The sequence below is a fragment of the Pantoea sp. 1B4 genome, assembly GCF_016925765.1.
GTDB classification, from domain to species: domain Bacteria; phylum Pseudomonadota; class Gammaproteobacteria; order Enterobacterales; family Enterobacteriaceae; genus Pantoea; species Pantoea agglomerans.
Genome location: NZ_JAEUWZ010000001.1, coordinates 1,650,918 through 1,665,247, shown reverse-complemented (window position 1 = coordinate 1,665,247; position 14,330 = coordinate 1,650,918). Strand labels below are relative to the sequence as shown.

Genomic DNA, 14,330 nt, shown 5'->3' with positions numbered 1-14,330 from the left:
CTGGCTGCAATCCGGAAAGCGTGAGAGATTCAATAGCCTGCACATTTTACATTTTCATTCGAAAATCAAAGACAGATCAGGCTATCTCGCATTCATAAAAATGGCGCGTTAAACTCAGCCACAAAGACCTTGTTCGCCCGACTTCTCAGGTTATTGGAAAAGGGAGCATTTCGATTGAAAAGCAAAAGTGAGCAGTTCGCTGACATGCAGCAACGCCGCGAGAAAATTCTGGAGATGATCCGTGAGGATGGCACGGTCACGGTGAAAGCTTTGACGGAGACCTTTGGACTGACCGAAGCCACCTTACGCAGCGACCTGCGCATGCTGCAAAAACAGGGCTTTGTACAGCGCTATCATGGTGGCGCGACGCTGATGACGGGCAAACAGAATACCGGGGCGATGTTGCTGGAGCGGCAGACGCATCTGGAAGAGAAAGAGGCGATTGGCCGGCTGGCGGCGCAGCATATCGAAAATGGCGACACGGTGATTTTCGATTCCGGCACCACGACCACCGCGATCACCGATGCCATCAGCCACATCCGCCGCCTGTCAGTCGTGACGACCGCGGTCAATATCGCCCTGAAACTGGGCGGCGAGCCGGGGATCAACATCCTGCTGACCGGCGGCACCTTTAAATTTCCGACGCTCTCTACCTCCGGTGAAAAGGCGGCCAGCTTCTTCGAAAACGTGCTGGCCGGTAAACTCTTCCTGGCGACCGCCTGCATCTCACCGCGTCTGGGTCTGAGCTTCCCCAGTGAAACCGACATCAAGGTAAAGCTGGCGATGATCAAATCTGCCAGCACGGTTTACGTGGTCGCTGACTCCAGCAAAATCGACAAGGTTTCGATGTTCGCGCTGCCCTGTGACTGGAGCAATATTCACTACCTGATCACCGACAGCGGCATCAGCACTGCGCAGGTAAAAGCGTTTGAAGCACTAGGCGTGAAAGTGCTGGTGGCCCCGCTGCCGCTGAAGCGGGCGATGTAATGCTTGTTGAAACAACATCGATTCAGCCACTCGCTGTCATCAGACAGCCACAGGATTAAGTTACGCTCCAGAGCGAATGCTAAGCAGGGATGTAACGGATGATAAAACGATGAAAAACGAGATTTTCGAGCGCAGGAAAGCGCGGGCTTTAGCCCTGATGGCAGCGAAGAAAATATGGCCGAGTAACTCTGCTCCGCCATTACATCGTTTGTTATGGAAAATGAATATCCATCTTCCACCCCCGAGTTTCACTCCTTTCTGGCTCAATCTTGTGGTGTTTGCCAGCATGTACACGCTTATGATGCCACTGCTGCTCTTATTGCCTTCTCTTCCGGGCGTGTCTGACGACAACTATTCGCTGATACCCAATCTGATCGCAGGTCTGTTCTTCGGTACGACAATGGCACTGTTTCACGCATATCGAAAAAAGGTTCACAACCTGCCTGTGTGGGAGGAGCTTTAAAGCCAGCTAAAGCTCCATCGTCTTTTATACAGTGCACCTGCACGACGCACCGTCTTACCAACCCTCACCTGCCTTCCCACACTGGACTGCTCTTTTCGTCCTGCTCGGGCACTTCCACTCTCATCAACCGCACTCAATCCAGATCTGATCCCAAAAAAAACCGCACCGCCGCCAGCCGGGCAGGAAGGGCCTGCCTGAAGAGCAAAGTGTGCGAGCCAGGGATGGCGAGCCCAGTCTGCAGGGATGCGTGATCCCTTTGCGATCAGGCAGGCCTTTCCTGCACGCCGCACCGTCTTGCCGCACCGTTCCGGCCTTACCACCAAGACATACGCCCATTCAATCCAGACCTGATCCCGCAAAACCCCGCACCAATGCCAACAGTGCAGGTAAGCCCTGCCTGAAGAGCAAAGTGTGCGAGCCAGGGATGGCGAGCTCAGTCCGCAGGGATGCGGGATCCCTTTGCGATCAGGCAGGTCTTTCCTGCACGACGCACCGGCTCACCGTCTCCCCACCCCGCACCTGCAAATCCGCCCGATAAAACCGCACCACTTCACCCACCATCAGCAACGACGGAGACACCGGCTTATCCCGCGCCACCGTCTCCGCTAATCCCCCCCAGCGTGGTAATCAACACCCGCTGATCGGGCCGGGTCCCATTCTCAATAATCGCCACCGGCGTCTCCGCATCACGTCCCTGCGCCTGCAACTGCGCACTGATCGACGCACTCCAGCTCAACCCCATATAAAACACCAGCGTCTGATTCACCGCCGTCAGCGCAGCCGCCTCCAGCTGCGGCTCGCCGTTCCGCCCATGCCCGGTAATCAACCGCAAAGACTGCGCGCAATCCCGATGCGTCAACGGAATTCCGCTGGCTGCCGCACAGCCCACAGCCGCCGTAATCCCTGGCACGACCTCACAGCGAATCCCGGCCTGCTGCACGCTCACCATCTCCTCGCCTCCGCGACCAAAAACAAACGGATCGCCCCCCCTTCAGCCGGATTACATTGCGTCCACTGCGCGCCAGTTCCACCAGCAACTGATTAATCTGCGCCTGCTTCAGACCATGCTGCCCCGGCTGCTTACCCACATCAATACACAACGCCTGCTCCGGCACCTCCGCCATCACCGCGTCACTCACCAGCCGGTCATATACCACCACCTCAGCACGCTGCAGCAACCGCAACGCCTTAACGGTCAGCAGTTCCACATCGCCAGGGCCCGCACCCACCAGCCACACCGCGCCCTGTTGCGACACGGCATCCACCGGGGCCAGTAACTTATCCAGAGAATCAATTGCTCGTGTCATCATTCCTCCGACATCACTTCGGACAGCAACAACTGCTTCAGCTCCGGAATACAGGAGCCGCACTGCGTGCCGCACTTTAGCTTTTCGCCCAACGCCTGAGTTGTACGACACCCCTGCGCCACCGCCTGTAAAATCGTCTGCTCACCCACCGCCATACAACTGCAAATAATCCGTCCCGTGGCCGCGCCCTGCGCGGGCTGTCCTGCCAGTACACTGTGCCGCCCTGCCGCATCCTGCGGCGCATGACTAAAGGCCTCGGCGACCCACGCACTATCAATCGACGGCAACACGGAGCCGGCATAAAACGCCAGCTGCAACTCGCCGTCACGCCATGCCAGCAACCGGTAATCATTGCCGCTGCCGGTCGCAAACTGCCTGTGACAGCCTGAAAGAACAACCTGCCCGTCCAGCCAGACCTGCGGCGAGCCCTCGCCCGCCACCGCATAACGCTGCACCGCCGGATAGGGGGGTACGCGCCCAGTAACGCAACCCTGTGGGCTGCGCTATCTCGCGCTGCCATAGCCAGCCCTGCCAGCTCACCCTCAACGGCAGAATCCGCACCGACGTCTGCTTCAGCGCGGGCTGCCCCGAAAACGGACAGGCGCGGGCGGCCACCAGTAAATCGACGTGACTCTGCTGACTGAACTGCCGGTTCCAGTGCATCGGCACAAACAGCTCGCCGCGCCGCATCCCGGCATCGACACGCACCCGCACGCTAATCCAGCCCTGAACAGACTGCACCCGCGCCAGTCCGCCCGCCGTCACGCCATACGTTGCCGCATCCGCCGGATGCAGCGCGACAAACGGTTCATCGCAATGCTGCATCAGACGCGGCACCAGCCCGGTACGCGTCATGGTGTGCCACTGATCGCGCACCCGTCCGGTATTCATCAACAACGGATACGCCGGTTCGCGCGGGGCGACAACCGGCGTGGCCGGCACCCGCAACCGGGCCTTACCATCCGGATGAAAAAACCGACGATTGCCAAACAGCCGGGCGCAGCCCTGCGGACAGGCCGCGTTAACCGGCCACTGCACCGGACGCAGCGCATCCCAGTCAGCATTACTCAATTGCGCCAGGCCGCTGATATCAAACGCCCTGGCGCCCCGGTTCTCGAAACCTGACAACGCCGCATGCTCACGGAAAATCTCTGCCGGATGCTGCCAGTTAAAGCCTTCATCAAACCCTAAACGCCTGGCCACCTGCGACAGCAACCACCAGTCAGGCCGGGCGTCACCGGGTGCGGCGGCAAAAGCGCGCTGACGTGAAATACGCCGCTCGGAATTGGTCACCGTGCCGTTCTTCTCGCCCCACCCCTGGGCGGGCAGCAGAATATTGGCAAAGGCGCTGGTATCGGTCTGCGCCATCACATCTGATACAATCACCAGCGGACAGGCCGCCAGCGCCTGCGCGACGCGGTTGCCCTCAGGCATCGACACCGCCGGATTGGTGCCCATAATCCACACTGCTTTCACCGTGCCATCCGCCAGTGCCCGGAAAAGATCCAGTGCAGTCAGTCCCGGTTCCCGGGCAATGGCCGGACTGCGCCAGAAACGCTGCACCCGTTCGCAATCCGCTTCAGTAAAATTCATATGCGCCGCCAGCTGATTCGCCAGGCCACCCACCTCCCGTCCTCCCATGGCATTTGGCTGTCCGGTCAGCGAAAAAGGACCACAGCCCGCGCGGCCTATTTTGCCCGTCAGCAGATGCAGATTAAGAATCGCCTGGTTATTGTCGCTGCCGGTGGCGGACTGATTAATCCCCATGCACCATAGCGTCAGCACCCGATCGTGCTGGCTGAAAAGCTGGAAAAAGTGCGCGACCTGCTGCACGGTTAAGTCACATGCCTCTGCCACTCGCGCCACACCCCACTGCGCTGCGGCGGTCAGCGTCTCGTCCACACCATTCAGGTGCGGCAACATGCTGGCATCAATGCCATCCTGCTGCGCCAGCCAGTGCAGCAGACCGGAAAACAACGCCGTATCACTGCCGGGCCGCAACGGCAGGTGGAGATCGGCCTGATCGCAACTCGCCGTACGCCGCGGATCGATAACGACAATACACATCGCCGGACGTTGCAGCTTCGCCTGCATCAGCCGCTGCCACACCACCGGATGCGCCCAGGCAGCATTAGACCCCACCAGCAGCACCAGGTCGGCCTGCTCCAGATCCTCATAGCAGCAGGGCACCGCATCGGCCCCCAGCGCCCGCTTATAACCGACCACCGCCGACGCCATGCAGAGCCGCGAATTCGTATCGATGTTGGCTGCACCGATGTAGCCCTTCATCAGCTTATTGGCGACGTAGTAATCCTCGGTCAACAGCTGGCCGGAGCCGTAAAACGCCACCGCCTGCGGGCCATACTGATCGATAACCGCCCGCAATCCCGCCGCCGCCGCATCCAGCGCAGCGTCCAGGCTGACGCGCTGCCCGTTAACCTCGGCGTTCAGCAAACGCCCTTGCGGCGTCAGGGTCTGGCCCAGCGCTGCGCCTTTTACGCACAACCGACCTGCATTCGCGGGATGGTGCGGATCGCCGATCACGGTTGCCTGATGCGCCCCCCTGCGGGGTGACGCAGACGCCACAGCCGACGCCGCAATAGGGACAGGTACTGTTCATGATGCCTGCGCCAGCTGATCCAGCGGACGATTTGCCAGCCAGATCTGACCCGCTTCCAACTTCACCGGCCAGCAGCGCAGCTGATGCTGCGGGTTATCCAGGCTCTGTCCGTCACGCAACCGTATCCGCTGCTTATAGAGCGGGGAGATCACCACCGGCTCGCCGCCCACATCGCCAAGGATCCCACGTGAGAGCACGCTGGCGTCGCTGCCGGGTTCGCGGTCTTCCAGCGCAAAAAGCGCATCGCCAAAGCGGAACAGCGCAACACGTTCGCTACCCAGTCGCGCCCCGATCCCCGCCTGCTGAGGAATCGCCTCCAGTGTACACACCGCGCTCCACGGCTCGGCTGGCGGCGGTAACAGCGGACGATCGGTAACGGCCTCCGGCTGACGCTGACCGCGCACCCGGCTGTAGTGCAGCGTCTCATCCGGGCGATCGCTGTTGACCGTAGGGGTAAACAGCGCAAGTCGTGAAGGATCCGCCAGCGTGGTCTGCCACTCGCACTGATACGCGTCCACCACCCGCTGCATCTCCTGCTCCAGCGTCTCGCCCAGACCGAGGCTATCCTCAATCACCACCTGACGCAGATAGTCCAGGCCGCCTTCCAGATTGTCCATCCAGACGCTGGTGCGCTGCAGCCTGTCTGCGGTGCGGATATAGAACATCAGCAGGCGGTCGACATAACGCAGCAGCGTGGCATCATCGAGATCGCTGGCGAACAGGTCGGCGTGGCGCGGCTTCATGCCGCCATTGCCACACACATAGAGATTCCAGCCCTTTTCCGTGGCGATCACCCCGATATCTTTGCTCTGCGCTTCCGCACATTCGCGGGTACAGCCCGATACCGCCATCTTGATCTTGTGTGGGGCGCGCAGCCCCTTGTAGCGGTTCTCCAGCGCAATGGCGAAAGCGGTTGAATCCTGCACGCCGTAGCGGCACCAGGTCGACCCCACACAGGACTTCACAGTGCGCAGCGACTTGCCGTAGGCGTGACCGGTTTCAAAACCCGCCGCCAGTAGCGTCTGCCAGATATCAGGCAGTTGATCGAGCCGCGCGCCAAACAGGTCGATACGCTGACCGCCGGTGATTTTGGTGTAAAGATCGTAACGCGCCGCCACCTCGCCAATCGCGATCAACCCCTGCGGCGTGATTTCGCCCGCCGGGACGCGCGGCACCACCGAATAGGTGCCATCTTTCTGGATATTGGCGAAATAGCGGTCGTTGGTGTCCTGCAACGGCAGATGCGCCGGTTTTAGCAGATAGTCGTTCCAGCATGAGGCGAGCAGTGACGCCACCAGCGGTTTGCACACTTCACAACCCTGCCCCCGACCATGTGACGTCAGCAGCGCATCAAAGGTTCTGAACTCACCGGCCCGCACCAGGTGATAAAGTTCCTGGCGCGAATAGCTGAAATGTTCACAGATATCTTTTTTTACCTCGACACCGAGGTTTTCCAGCTCAAACTCCATCACCTGTTTTACCAGTGCCGCACAGCCGCCGCAGCCCGTAGCCGCTTTGGTGCAGCTTTTGATGCTGCTCATCTCACCGCATCCGCCTTTCACCGCCGCGCAGATTTCGCCCTTGCTGACGTTGTGACAGGAGCAGACCTGGGCGCTGTCAGGCAACGCCGCGACGCCTGGCGCTTTCGGCGCCCCCGACAGCGCAGGCAGGATAAGGCTTTCTGGCGCGGCAGGCAGCGGTAACTCATTGAGCATCATCTGCAGCAGCGTGGCGTAGTCGCTGCTGTCACCGACCAGCACGCCGCCCAGCAGCCGGGTGCTGTCGGCAGAAACCACGATTTTCTTGTAGATGCCTTTTGGCCCGTCGGTCCAGTGATAGTGCTGACTGCCCGGCGTGCGGCCATGCGCGTCACCAAACGACGCCACCTCCACCCCCAGCAGTTTCAGTCTGGTACTCATGTCCGCGCCGCTGAAGGCGGTGGATTCAGCCGCCAGATGCCCGGCCAGCACGCGTGCCATCTGATAGCCTGGCGCGACCAGACCAAAGATCTGACCGTTCCACAGTGCGCATTCACCAATGGCAAACACCTCTTCATCGCTGGTCTGGCAGCGATCGTTGATCTCAATGCCGCCGCGCGGTCCCAGCGTCAGGCCCGCTTCACGTGCCAGCTCATCGCGCGGCCGGATACCGGCGGAGAACAGCACCAGATCGCCGGGTAAACTGCTGCCGTCAGCAAAGCGCAGCACCACGCTACCGTCGGTCTGACGCTCAATCAGTTCGGTCTGTTTTGAGGTGTGAACCGTGACGCCCAGCGCATCGATCTTCTGGCGCAGCATCAGCGCCCCGCCCTCATCGAGCTGCACTGCCATCAGGCGTGGCGCAAACTCCACCACATGCGTTTCCAGCCCGAGCTGCTGCAGCGCATTCGCCGCCTCCAGACCCAGCAGGCCGCCGCCAATCACGATGCCGCGCTGGCTATTGCGGGCGCAGGCAGCAATGGCATCAAGGTCATCCAGCGTGCGGTAGACAAAGCAGCGTTCGTCGTCGTGGCCCGGTACCGGCGGTACAAAAGCACGCGAGCCGGTAGCCAGCACCAGCTTATCCCACGCCAGCTCATTGCCCGCGCTGTCACGCAGACTGCGCTGCTGACGATCGATCGCTACGACTGCGCAGCCGCTGCGCAGTTCGATGCCGTGCAGGGTAAAAAAGTCCGCGCTGACCAGCGACAGATCGTCGGCCGTTTTGCCGTTGAAATAGTCCGACAGATGCACCCGATCGTAAGCCTGCTGACGCTCCTCGCCGTAAACCACGATGTGGTAGTGCTGATGCAGTTCGCGGGCAACCAGCTGTTCAAGAAAGTGGTGACTGACCATGCCGTGACCCACCACGGCTAATACCGGTTTACTCATCTCAGGACTCTCTGCAGCCTGCGGCTGCGGTTCAGGTTGACGGGAATCGAACAGGGCTTCGAGCGTGACAGCTTCGGTGTGCAGCAGACGCGCCAGCAGCGCGGGACCCTGCCGGGTGTCGCCAGAGAGCAATACGCCACAGAGGCGGCCCTGACGAAGAAACAGACGGCGGTAGTCGCCGGAGATCGGATCAAAACTGCTGATGGAGGGTGCCTCACTGACATCCCCGGCGCTGAACAGCGAAATGCCACTGACTTTGAGCCGCGTCGCCTGCGGCTGGCTGACAAAATCCGCCAGTGGCGACCCCGCCAGCTGTGCGGCCAGAATCTGCGCCTGCGTCAGGCAGGGTGCGACCAGGCCAAAGGTTTCGCCGGCAATTTCGCAGCACTCGCCTACGGCGTACACCGACGGGACCGCTGTGCGTAACTGCCCATCGACCAGAATGCCGCGCTGACACGGCAGACCCGCTGCCTGCGCCAGCGTTATCTCCGGCTGAACGCCGATGGCAATCACCACCTGCGTGGCGGCGCAGTGACGACCGCTGGTCAGCGTCACACCCGCCTCGTCAATCGCCGTGAGTCCGCTGTTCAGCACGCAGCGGATACCGCGCTGCTGGAGTGCCGTCAGCAACAGCTCGCCCGCCTTTGCATCCAGCTGGCGATCCAGCAGCCAGGGTTTGTGATGAACCAGCGTAACCTCACGCCCACGGGCACAGAGTGCCGCCGCCGCTTCAATGCCGAGAAAACCACCGCCCAACACCACCACCGGTCCCTGGCACGCCAGGAGTTGCCGGACGTCGGCGATACTGCGAAAACCCAGTACGCAATCCGCGTTGATGCCGGGAATGGCGGGCAAACGGGGCTGTGAACCGGTGGCAAACACCAGCCGATCCCAGCCCAGCTGGCGATAATCGGTCTGCACTGTACGTGCCGCCAGATCGACCTGCAGCACGGTTTCGCCGGATAGCAGCGTGACGCCGTGCCGCTCATACCAGTCGCGATCGTGGATCAGCGTTTCACTGAACGGCGTTTCACCTGCCAGCACCGGCGACAGCAGCACACGGTTATAGTTGCCGTGCGGCTCGCGGCCAATGACCGTGATGGCGTAGCGCTGCGGCGCACGTTGCAGCAGGCTCTCCACCATCTGCATTCCCGCCATGCCATTACCTATCACCAGCAACCGTTGCTTCATGGTCTGTTCCTTACGCCGCAGTGGTCTGTTTTTCATAGAGGAAATGCAGCACTTTCTGTCGCAACTGGTGGTAGCGCGGCTCATCCGCCAGCGCCACCCGTGAACGCGGACGTGGCAGATCGACAGTGAGGATCTCGCCAACCTGCGCCGCCGGGCCGTTAGTCATCATCAGCACCCGGTCTGACAGCAGCACGGCTTCATCCACGTCATGGGTAATCAGCACGATGGTGGTGTTCAGCTCCTGCTGAATGCGCATCACGCTGTCCTGCAGATGAGCGCGGGTTAAGGCGTCCAGCGCGCCAAACGGCTCATCCAGCAGCAGCACGCGTGGCTTCATCGCCAGCGCCCGCGCAATACCGACGCGTTGCTTCATACCGCCGGATATTTCGCCGGGCCGCTTGTGCATGGCATGGCTCATCTGCACCCGGTAAAGGTTGTGCTCGATCCAGTCACGCATCTCCGCTTTGCTGAAGCGCCCTTTAAACACCTGTTGCACCGCCAGCTCGACATTCTGAAATGCCGTCAGCCACGGCAGCAGCGAATGGTTCTGAAACACCACCGCGCGCTCCGGACCGGGGCCAGTGATTTCGCGGTTATCACACAGCAGCACGCCGCTGCTGGGCCGGGTTAAACCGGCAATCAGGTTCAGCAGCGTCGATTTGCCGCAGCCGGAGTGGCCGATCAGGCTCAGGGTTTCCCCTTCGTGAATATCAAAACTGACATTGTCCAGCGCCAGAAACTCGCCGCTGGCGGTGGCAAAACGCTGGCTGACCTGCTGGACGCGAATGATCTGTTGCATCGTGCTCTCCTTATTTATCCCAGCTAAAACGAAGGACCAGCAGCATCAGCCCCTGTTCCAGCAGCAGCCCGATTACGCCGATGACCAGAATGGCGACCAGAATATTTTCCACGTTGAGGTTGTTCCACTCATTCCAGATCCAGAAGCCGATGCCCAGTCCGCCGGTCAGCATTTCGGCGGCGACGATCACCAGCCAGGCGATGCCGATAGAGAGACGGACCCCGGTCAGCACCGCGGGCAGCACGGCGGGCAGCAGGATCCGGCGCATCACCGTCCACTCAGAAAGCTGTAACACCCGCGCCACGTTGAGGTAATCCTGCGGAATACGCTGTACCCCTTCGGCGGTGTTAATGATCATTGGCCAGATCGAACAGATAAAAATGGTCCAGCTGGCGGCAGGCTCGGCGCGCTGAAACAGCAGCAGGCCAATCGGCAGCCAGGCCAGCGGACTCACCGGCCGCAGCAGGGCGATGACGGGATTGAACATCTGCGCCATAAAGCTAAAGCGACCGATTAAAAAGCCCGCCGGAATGCCGACCAGCGCGGCCAGGCCGAATCCAATGCCGACGCGTTGCAGCGACGCCAGCACGTTCCAGCCGATGCCCTGATCGTTGGGGCCGTTGCTGTAGAACGGGTCAGCGAACAGGACCTGAGCGGCCTGCCAGGTGGCGTAAGGCGAAGGGAAACCCGGTTGCGACAGCGCCGCGATCTGCCACACCAGCAGCATTAATAACAGGCCACCGGTGGCGGGAATGGCGCGCTGCAACAGCGGACGCAGACGCGCCGGACGGGCTGCGGCTTTCGGGGTGACCTGTAACGGAATAACGGTGGCACTGTTGTGACTCTGCACCGGCTGCGCCAGGGCGCGCGCGTCAGTTTTCATAGCAACCTCTCTTAACGTTTGATAGCGAAACTGGCGGCATAGGCGGCAGGATCGCTGCCATCCCAGACCTTGCCGTCGATGAAGGTACTGCTGCGCATTTCACTGGCGGGCAGTGCAACCTGTCCGACTGCGCTGGCGGCCTGTTTGTAGATGTCGATGCGGTTGATCTGGCGCGCCACCGCGAGGTAGTCGGGATCGCTGGCAAGCAGGCCCCAGCGTTTCATCTGGGTCAGGAACCACATGCCGTCTGAGAGCCAGGGAAAACTGACGTTGCCGTTGTCAAAGAAGCGCATCGGGTGAGCGTCCTGCCACGACTGCCCCAGGCCGTTCTGATACTGACCGAGCATCCGACCCTGTAACGTCTCCACTTTGGTATTGATCCAGGCGCGGCCGGCTAACACCTGCGCGGTTTCGCGGCGGTTGTCGTCCGAGGCATCAATCCAGCGCGCGGCCTCCAGCACAGCGGCGGTGAGTGCACGGGCCGTGTTGGGGTTCTCTTTCACCCACTCTGCGCGGGTGCCGAGCACTTTTTCCGGATGCTCCGGCCAGATCTGCTGGCTGGTGGCGGCGGTAAAACCGATGTTGTCGCTGATGGCGCGCTGGTTCCACGGCTCACCAACGCAGAAGCCGCTCATGTTGCCAATTTTCATGTTCATCACCATCTGCGGCGGCGGCACGACCACGGTGCGCACGTCATCAAACGGGTGGATGCCCGCATTGGCGAGCCAGTAATAGAGCCACATGGCATGGGTGCTGGTCGGAAAGGTATGGGCGAAGGTAAAGCTGCCTTTGGCGCTGCCATCAATGGCCTTTTTCAGGCTGGCCGCATCGGTGACCCCACTGGCTTTCAGCTGGTTCGACAGGGTGATCGCCTGGCCGTTATGGTTGAGCGTCATCAGGTTCGCCATGTCGTGCTGCGGACCCGCTACGCCCAGTTGCAGGGCGTAGATCATGCCGTAGAGCACATGCGCCGCATCCAGCTCACCGGAGGTCAGTTTGTCGCGCACCGCCGCCCAGCTCGCCTCTTTGCTGACCTGCAATGTGAGACCATACTTTTTGTCGAAGCCTTTCACAGAGGCCATCACCACCGGCGCGCAGTCAGTGAGCGGGATAAAGCCGACCCGCACCTGCGCTTTTTCTGGCGCATCTGATCCCGCTGCCCAGACCGCATTTCGTAATCCCGGAACGATCCAGGCCGCACCCAGCGCGGCGCCGGAGATCAGCGCCTGACGTCGTGTCAGTGAAAATGGCGTTTTGCTCATCTTGTTGCCCCTGAACAGAAATAAAAAAAGGCGTCCTCCGACAAGCCGAAGCCTGCGGATGGACGCCTTTATCCAAAGCACTGACCCCACCGCCATTGGCGGGAGCAATGCGTACTCTCTATAGGGATTAAGCAAAGGATGTGCCAGATCGCCGAAACAGCCTTAATGCCGATCTGCGGTGACGCACTGTTGAAAAATTAACCGTTTTTGCACGTTTCTGACGCAGATCACGCACAAAGGTTGTGCAGCTACCTCATCCGGGTTAGTTGCTCAGGGTCTTCGCTACCGCCAGTACCGCCTGCGCGATCTCCAGTACCCGCTTATTCTGATTCATCGCACTTTTGCGTAATGCCTGCCAGGCGGCCTCTTCTGTGAAACCCTGCTGCTGCATCAGCCAGTGTTTGGCCTGATCGATCACCCGCCGCTCGTCCAGTGAGGCGCGCATCGCCGCCAGTTCATCCGCCTGCTGCTGCAAACGCTGCGACTGTTCGCCAATCAGCGATAGCACCGAGCGCCCCAGCTGCGGGGCCAGACCGTCGCTGTCGAGCGCCGCCGCGCCAGGCAGCCAGTCCGCCCCGGAGACGTAAAGCGAAAAATTGCTGTCGCCCTGCACCACTGTTACTGCCGCCTGCTGTTGTGCCTGATCAATGGCAGCCCGGCAGCGCTGCATCAATGTCGCCGTCAGGGCATCCTCCAGCATTTTCATCTGATCCAGCCGCTCAGAGAGCAGGGAAAACCAGTGCAGCGCGCCGGTCTCATCACAACGGCCGCCGGTGCAGGCGATGCGACGAAGGCGTTCGATGTCGCGGCTGGCCTGAGCCAGCGGCTGCCAGGATTCACACGCGGCGCTGTCAGCAAACTCCCGGAAGGTGATAAAGCTCTGCTCCTGTGCCGCAATCAGGGCGACCATCTGGCTGCGCTGGTCGGGGGTGAACTGACGCGCCGCAAAGCCGGCTGAGCCGATGGCCCGCTCCTGCCCGGCCAGTTCTTTGCCCTGCATAAAACTGAACAGGGCGATCAGTGCACGGGAGATGCCGGGATAGCTGGCGGTGTCGGCCGCCTCAAACACCAGATTGAGTAAAGTACGGATAACCTGGTTAAAGGCGGCCATCGCCGCGGCCTGATCAAGCTCACGCTGGCTGATTTGCTGGCGCAGCGCAGGCAGTCCGGCCAGCGCCTGCAGGGCAGCGGCAATCAGGTTGCAGAAGCGGCTGTAGCCGGGCTGCGCTATGGCGGCCGGCAGCGCCTGATAAAAATGCTCCAGGCCGGCGCTGACCTCCTGCTGGCGGGCATGACGTTCGGCGCTGAACAGCGCTCCGTCAGAGCAGATCCAGAGATTGTTTGCGCCACGTTCCCGCTGCAACCGATGGACCAGTTCACTGACGGCAGCCATCAGCTCGCCGGTTTCCAGAAGACGTTGCAGGCTGGCGATATCGCTCGCGCGTGATGCCTGCAGCCAGGTAAGGGCGTCCCTCATTGCTCACCTCAGTGCGGTTAAAACCTTTCAGAAGCAAAAGGCGTGCCGCTTTCCTGAAAAAAAGAGGGTCTGAGCAGGGGCGTAAAATCTGATTTTGATAAGTTTCTTAACGCAAACTGATAAATTTTTTCGGCAACAAGTTATTAGTAAATCTTAATAGTTTCCAATCGGATTCATTGCATGTCAGAATGCGCGGCACTGTTCTCAACCAGTTTGTCTCTGCGATAATTCAGTTCGATTTAACTATCACATTGCCTGGTGCTTTTCTTACATCGCAGCCTGCCTGAAAAGCGCCTGCTATCACGCATCAGCCGCGGGTGCAATGGTTTGAATTCTCAAAAGTCTTAGGTAAACTGAATGCGTTACTATCCCGATGTAATCTGACCCTTTTTTTAAAAACAGAATTTCGGCACGATGCGGCGCGATAAAGATCGCCCCATGGCATCGGGCCTGGCAATATGCAGATACTTT

Annotated in this window: 7 protein-coding genes and 2 pseudogenes; 2 read left to right on the top strand and 7 right to left on the bottom strand. The window is 60.4% G+C overall.

Features of this window, described 5'->3' with window-relative positions; genetic code table 11:
- Positions 1 to 174: 174 nt before the first annotated feature.
- Together JNO11_RS08085 and JNO11_RS08080 are read left to right on the top strand one after the other, a co-directional pair.
- On the top strand, positions 175 to 987 hold the full coding sequence (locus tag JNO11_RS08085) for a DeoR/GlpR family DNA-binding transcription regulator (RefSeq protein ID WP_010245789.1): 813 nt from the start codon (positions 175 to 177) through the stop codon (positions 985 to 987).
- A 109-nt stretch (positions 988 to 1,096) separates the two neighbouring features.
- On the top strand, positions 1,097 to 1,450 hold the full coding sequence (locus tag JNO11_RS08080; RefSeq protein WP_031292988.1) for a DUF6404 family protein: 354 nt from the start codon (positions 1,097 to 1,099) through the stop codon (positions 1,448 to 1,450).
- Between the two features lie 465 nt (positions 1,451 to 1,915).
- Here the strand turns inward: JNO11_RS08080 and cobA are convergent.
- From cobA to JNO11_RS08045, 7 genes and pseudogenes are all read right to left on the bottom strand, one after another.
- Positions 1,916 to 2,757: pseudogene (gene cobA, locus JNO11_RS08075) on the bottom strand (uroporphyrinogen-III C-methyltransferase).
- Positions 2,757 to 5,377 (bottom strand): annotated as a pseudogene (locus tag JNO11_RS08070) (nitrate reductase). Before JNO11_RS08070 ends, cobA begins: the two co-directional pseudogenes overlap by 1 nt.
- Positions 5,374 to 9,438, bottom strand: a complete 4,065-nt coding sequence (gene nirB / locus JNO11_RS08065) for a nitrite reductase large subunit NirB (RefSeq protein WP_163762950.1) — start codon at positions 9,436 to 9,438, stop codon at positions 5,374 to 5,376. The pseudogene JNO11_RS08070 and the gene nirB overlap by 4 nt, the downstream one beginning before the upstream one ends.
- A 10-nt stretch (positions 9,439 to 9,448) precedes the next feature.
- Positions 9,449 to 10,237 (bottom strand): ABC transporter ATP-binding protein, encoded by a 789-nt coding sequence (locus JNO11_RS08060; protein WP_158149370.1) that lies wholly within the window; start codon positions 10,235 to 10,237, stop codon positions 9,449 to 9,451.
- A 10-nt stretch (positions 10,238 to 10,247) separates the two neighbouring features.
- On the bottom strand, positions 10,248 to 11,120 hold the full coding sequence (gene ntrB / locus JNO11_RS08055; RefSeq protein ID WP_158149371.1) for a nitrate ABC transporter permease: 873 nt from the start codon (positions 11,118 to 11,120) through the stop codon (positions 10,248 to 10,250).
- A gap of 11 nt (positions 11,121 to 11,131) precedes the next feature.
- Complete coding sequence (locus tag JNO11_RS08050) at positions 11,132 to 12,382, bottom strand: CmpA/NrtA family ABC transporter substrate-binding protein (protein WP_010245814.1); 1,251 nt, start codon at positions 12,380 to 12,382, stop codon at positions 11,132 to 11,134.
- Between the two features lie 262 nt (positions 12,383 to 12,644).
- On the bottom strand, positions 12,645 to 13,859 hold the full coding sequence (locus JNO11_RS08045; RefSeq protein ID WP_325177159.1) for a nitrate- and nitrite sensing domain-containing protein: 1,215 nt from the start codon (positions 13,857 to 13,859) through the stop codon (positions 12,645 to 12,647).
- Positions 13,860 to 14,330 lie beyond the last annotated feature (471 nt).

Coding starts and splice junctions, on each gene's coding strand:
- JNO11_RS08080 (WP_031292988.1), top strand. CDS start 1,097: ATGAAAAACGAGATTTTCGAGCGCAGGAAAGCGCGGGCTTTAGCCCTG.
- nirB (WP_163762950.1), bottom strand. CDS start 9,438: ATGAAGCAACGGTTGCTGGTGATAGGTAATGGCATGGCGGGAATGCAG.
- JNO11_RS08060 (WP_158149370.1), bottom strand. CDS start 10,237: ATGCAACAGATCATTCGCGTCCAGCAGGTCAGCCAGCGTTTTGCCACC.
- ntrB (WP_158149371.1), bottom strand. CDS start 11,120: ATGAAAACTGACGCGCGCGCCCTGGCGCAGCCGGTGCAGAGTCACAAC.
- JNO11_RS08050 (WP_010245814.1), bottom strand. CDS start 12,382: ATGAGCAAAACGCCATTTTCACTGACACGACGTCAGGCGCTGATCTCC.
- JNO11_RS08045 (WP_325177159.1), bottom strand. CDS start 13,859: ATGAGGGACGCCCTTACCTGGCTGCAGGCATCACGCGCGAGCGATATC.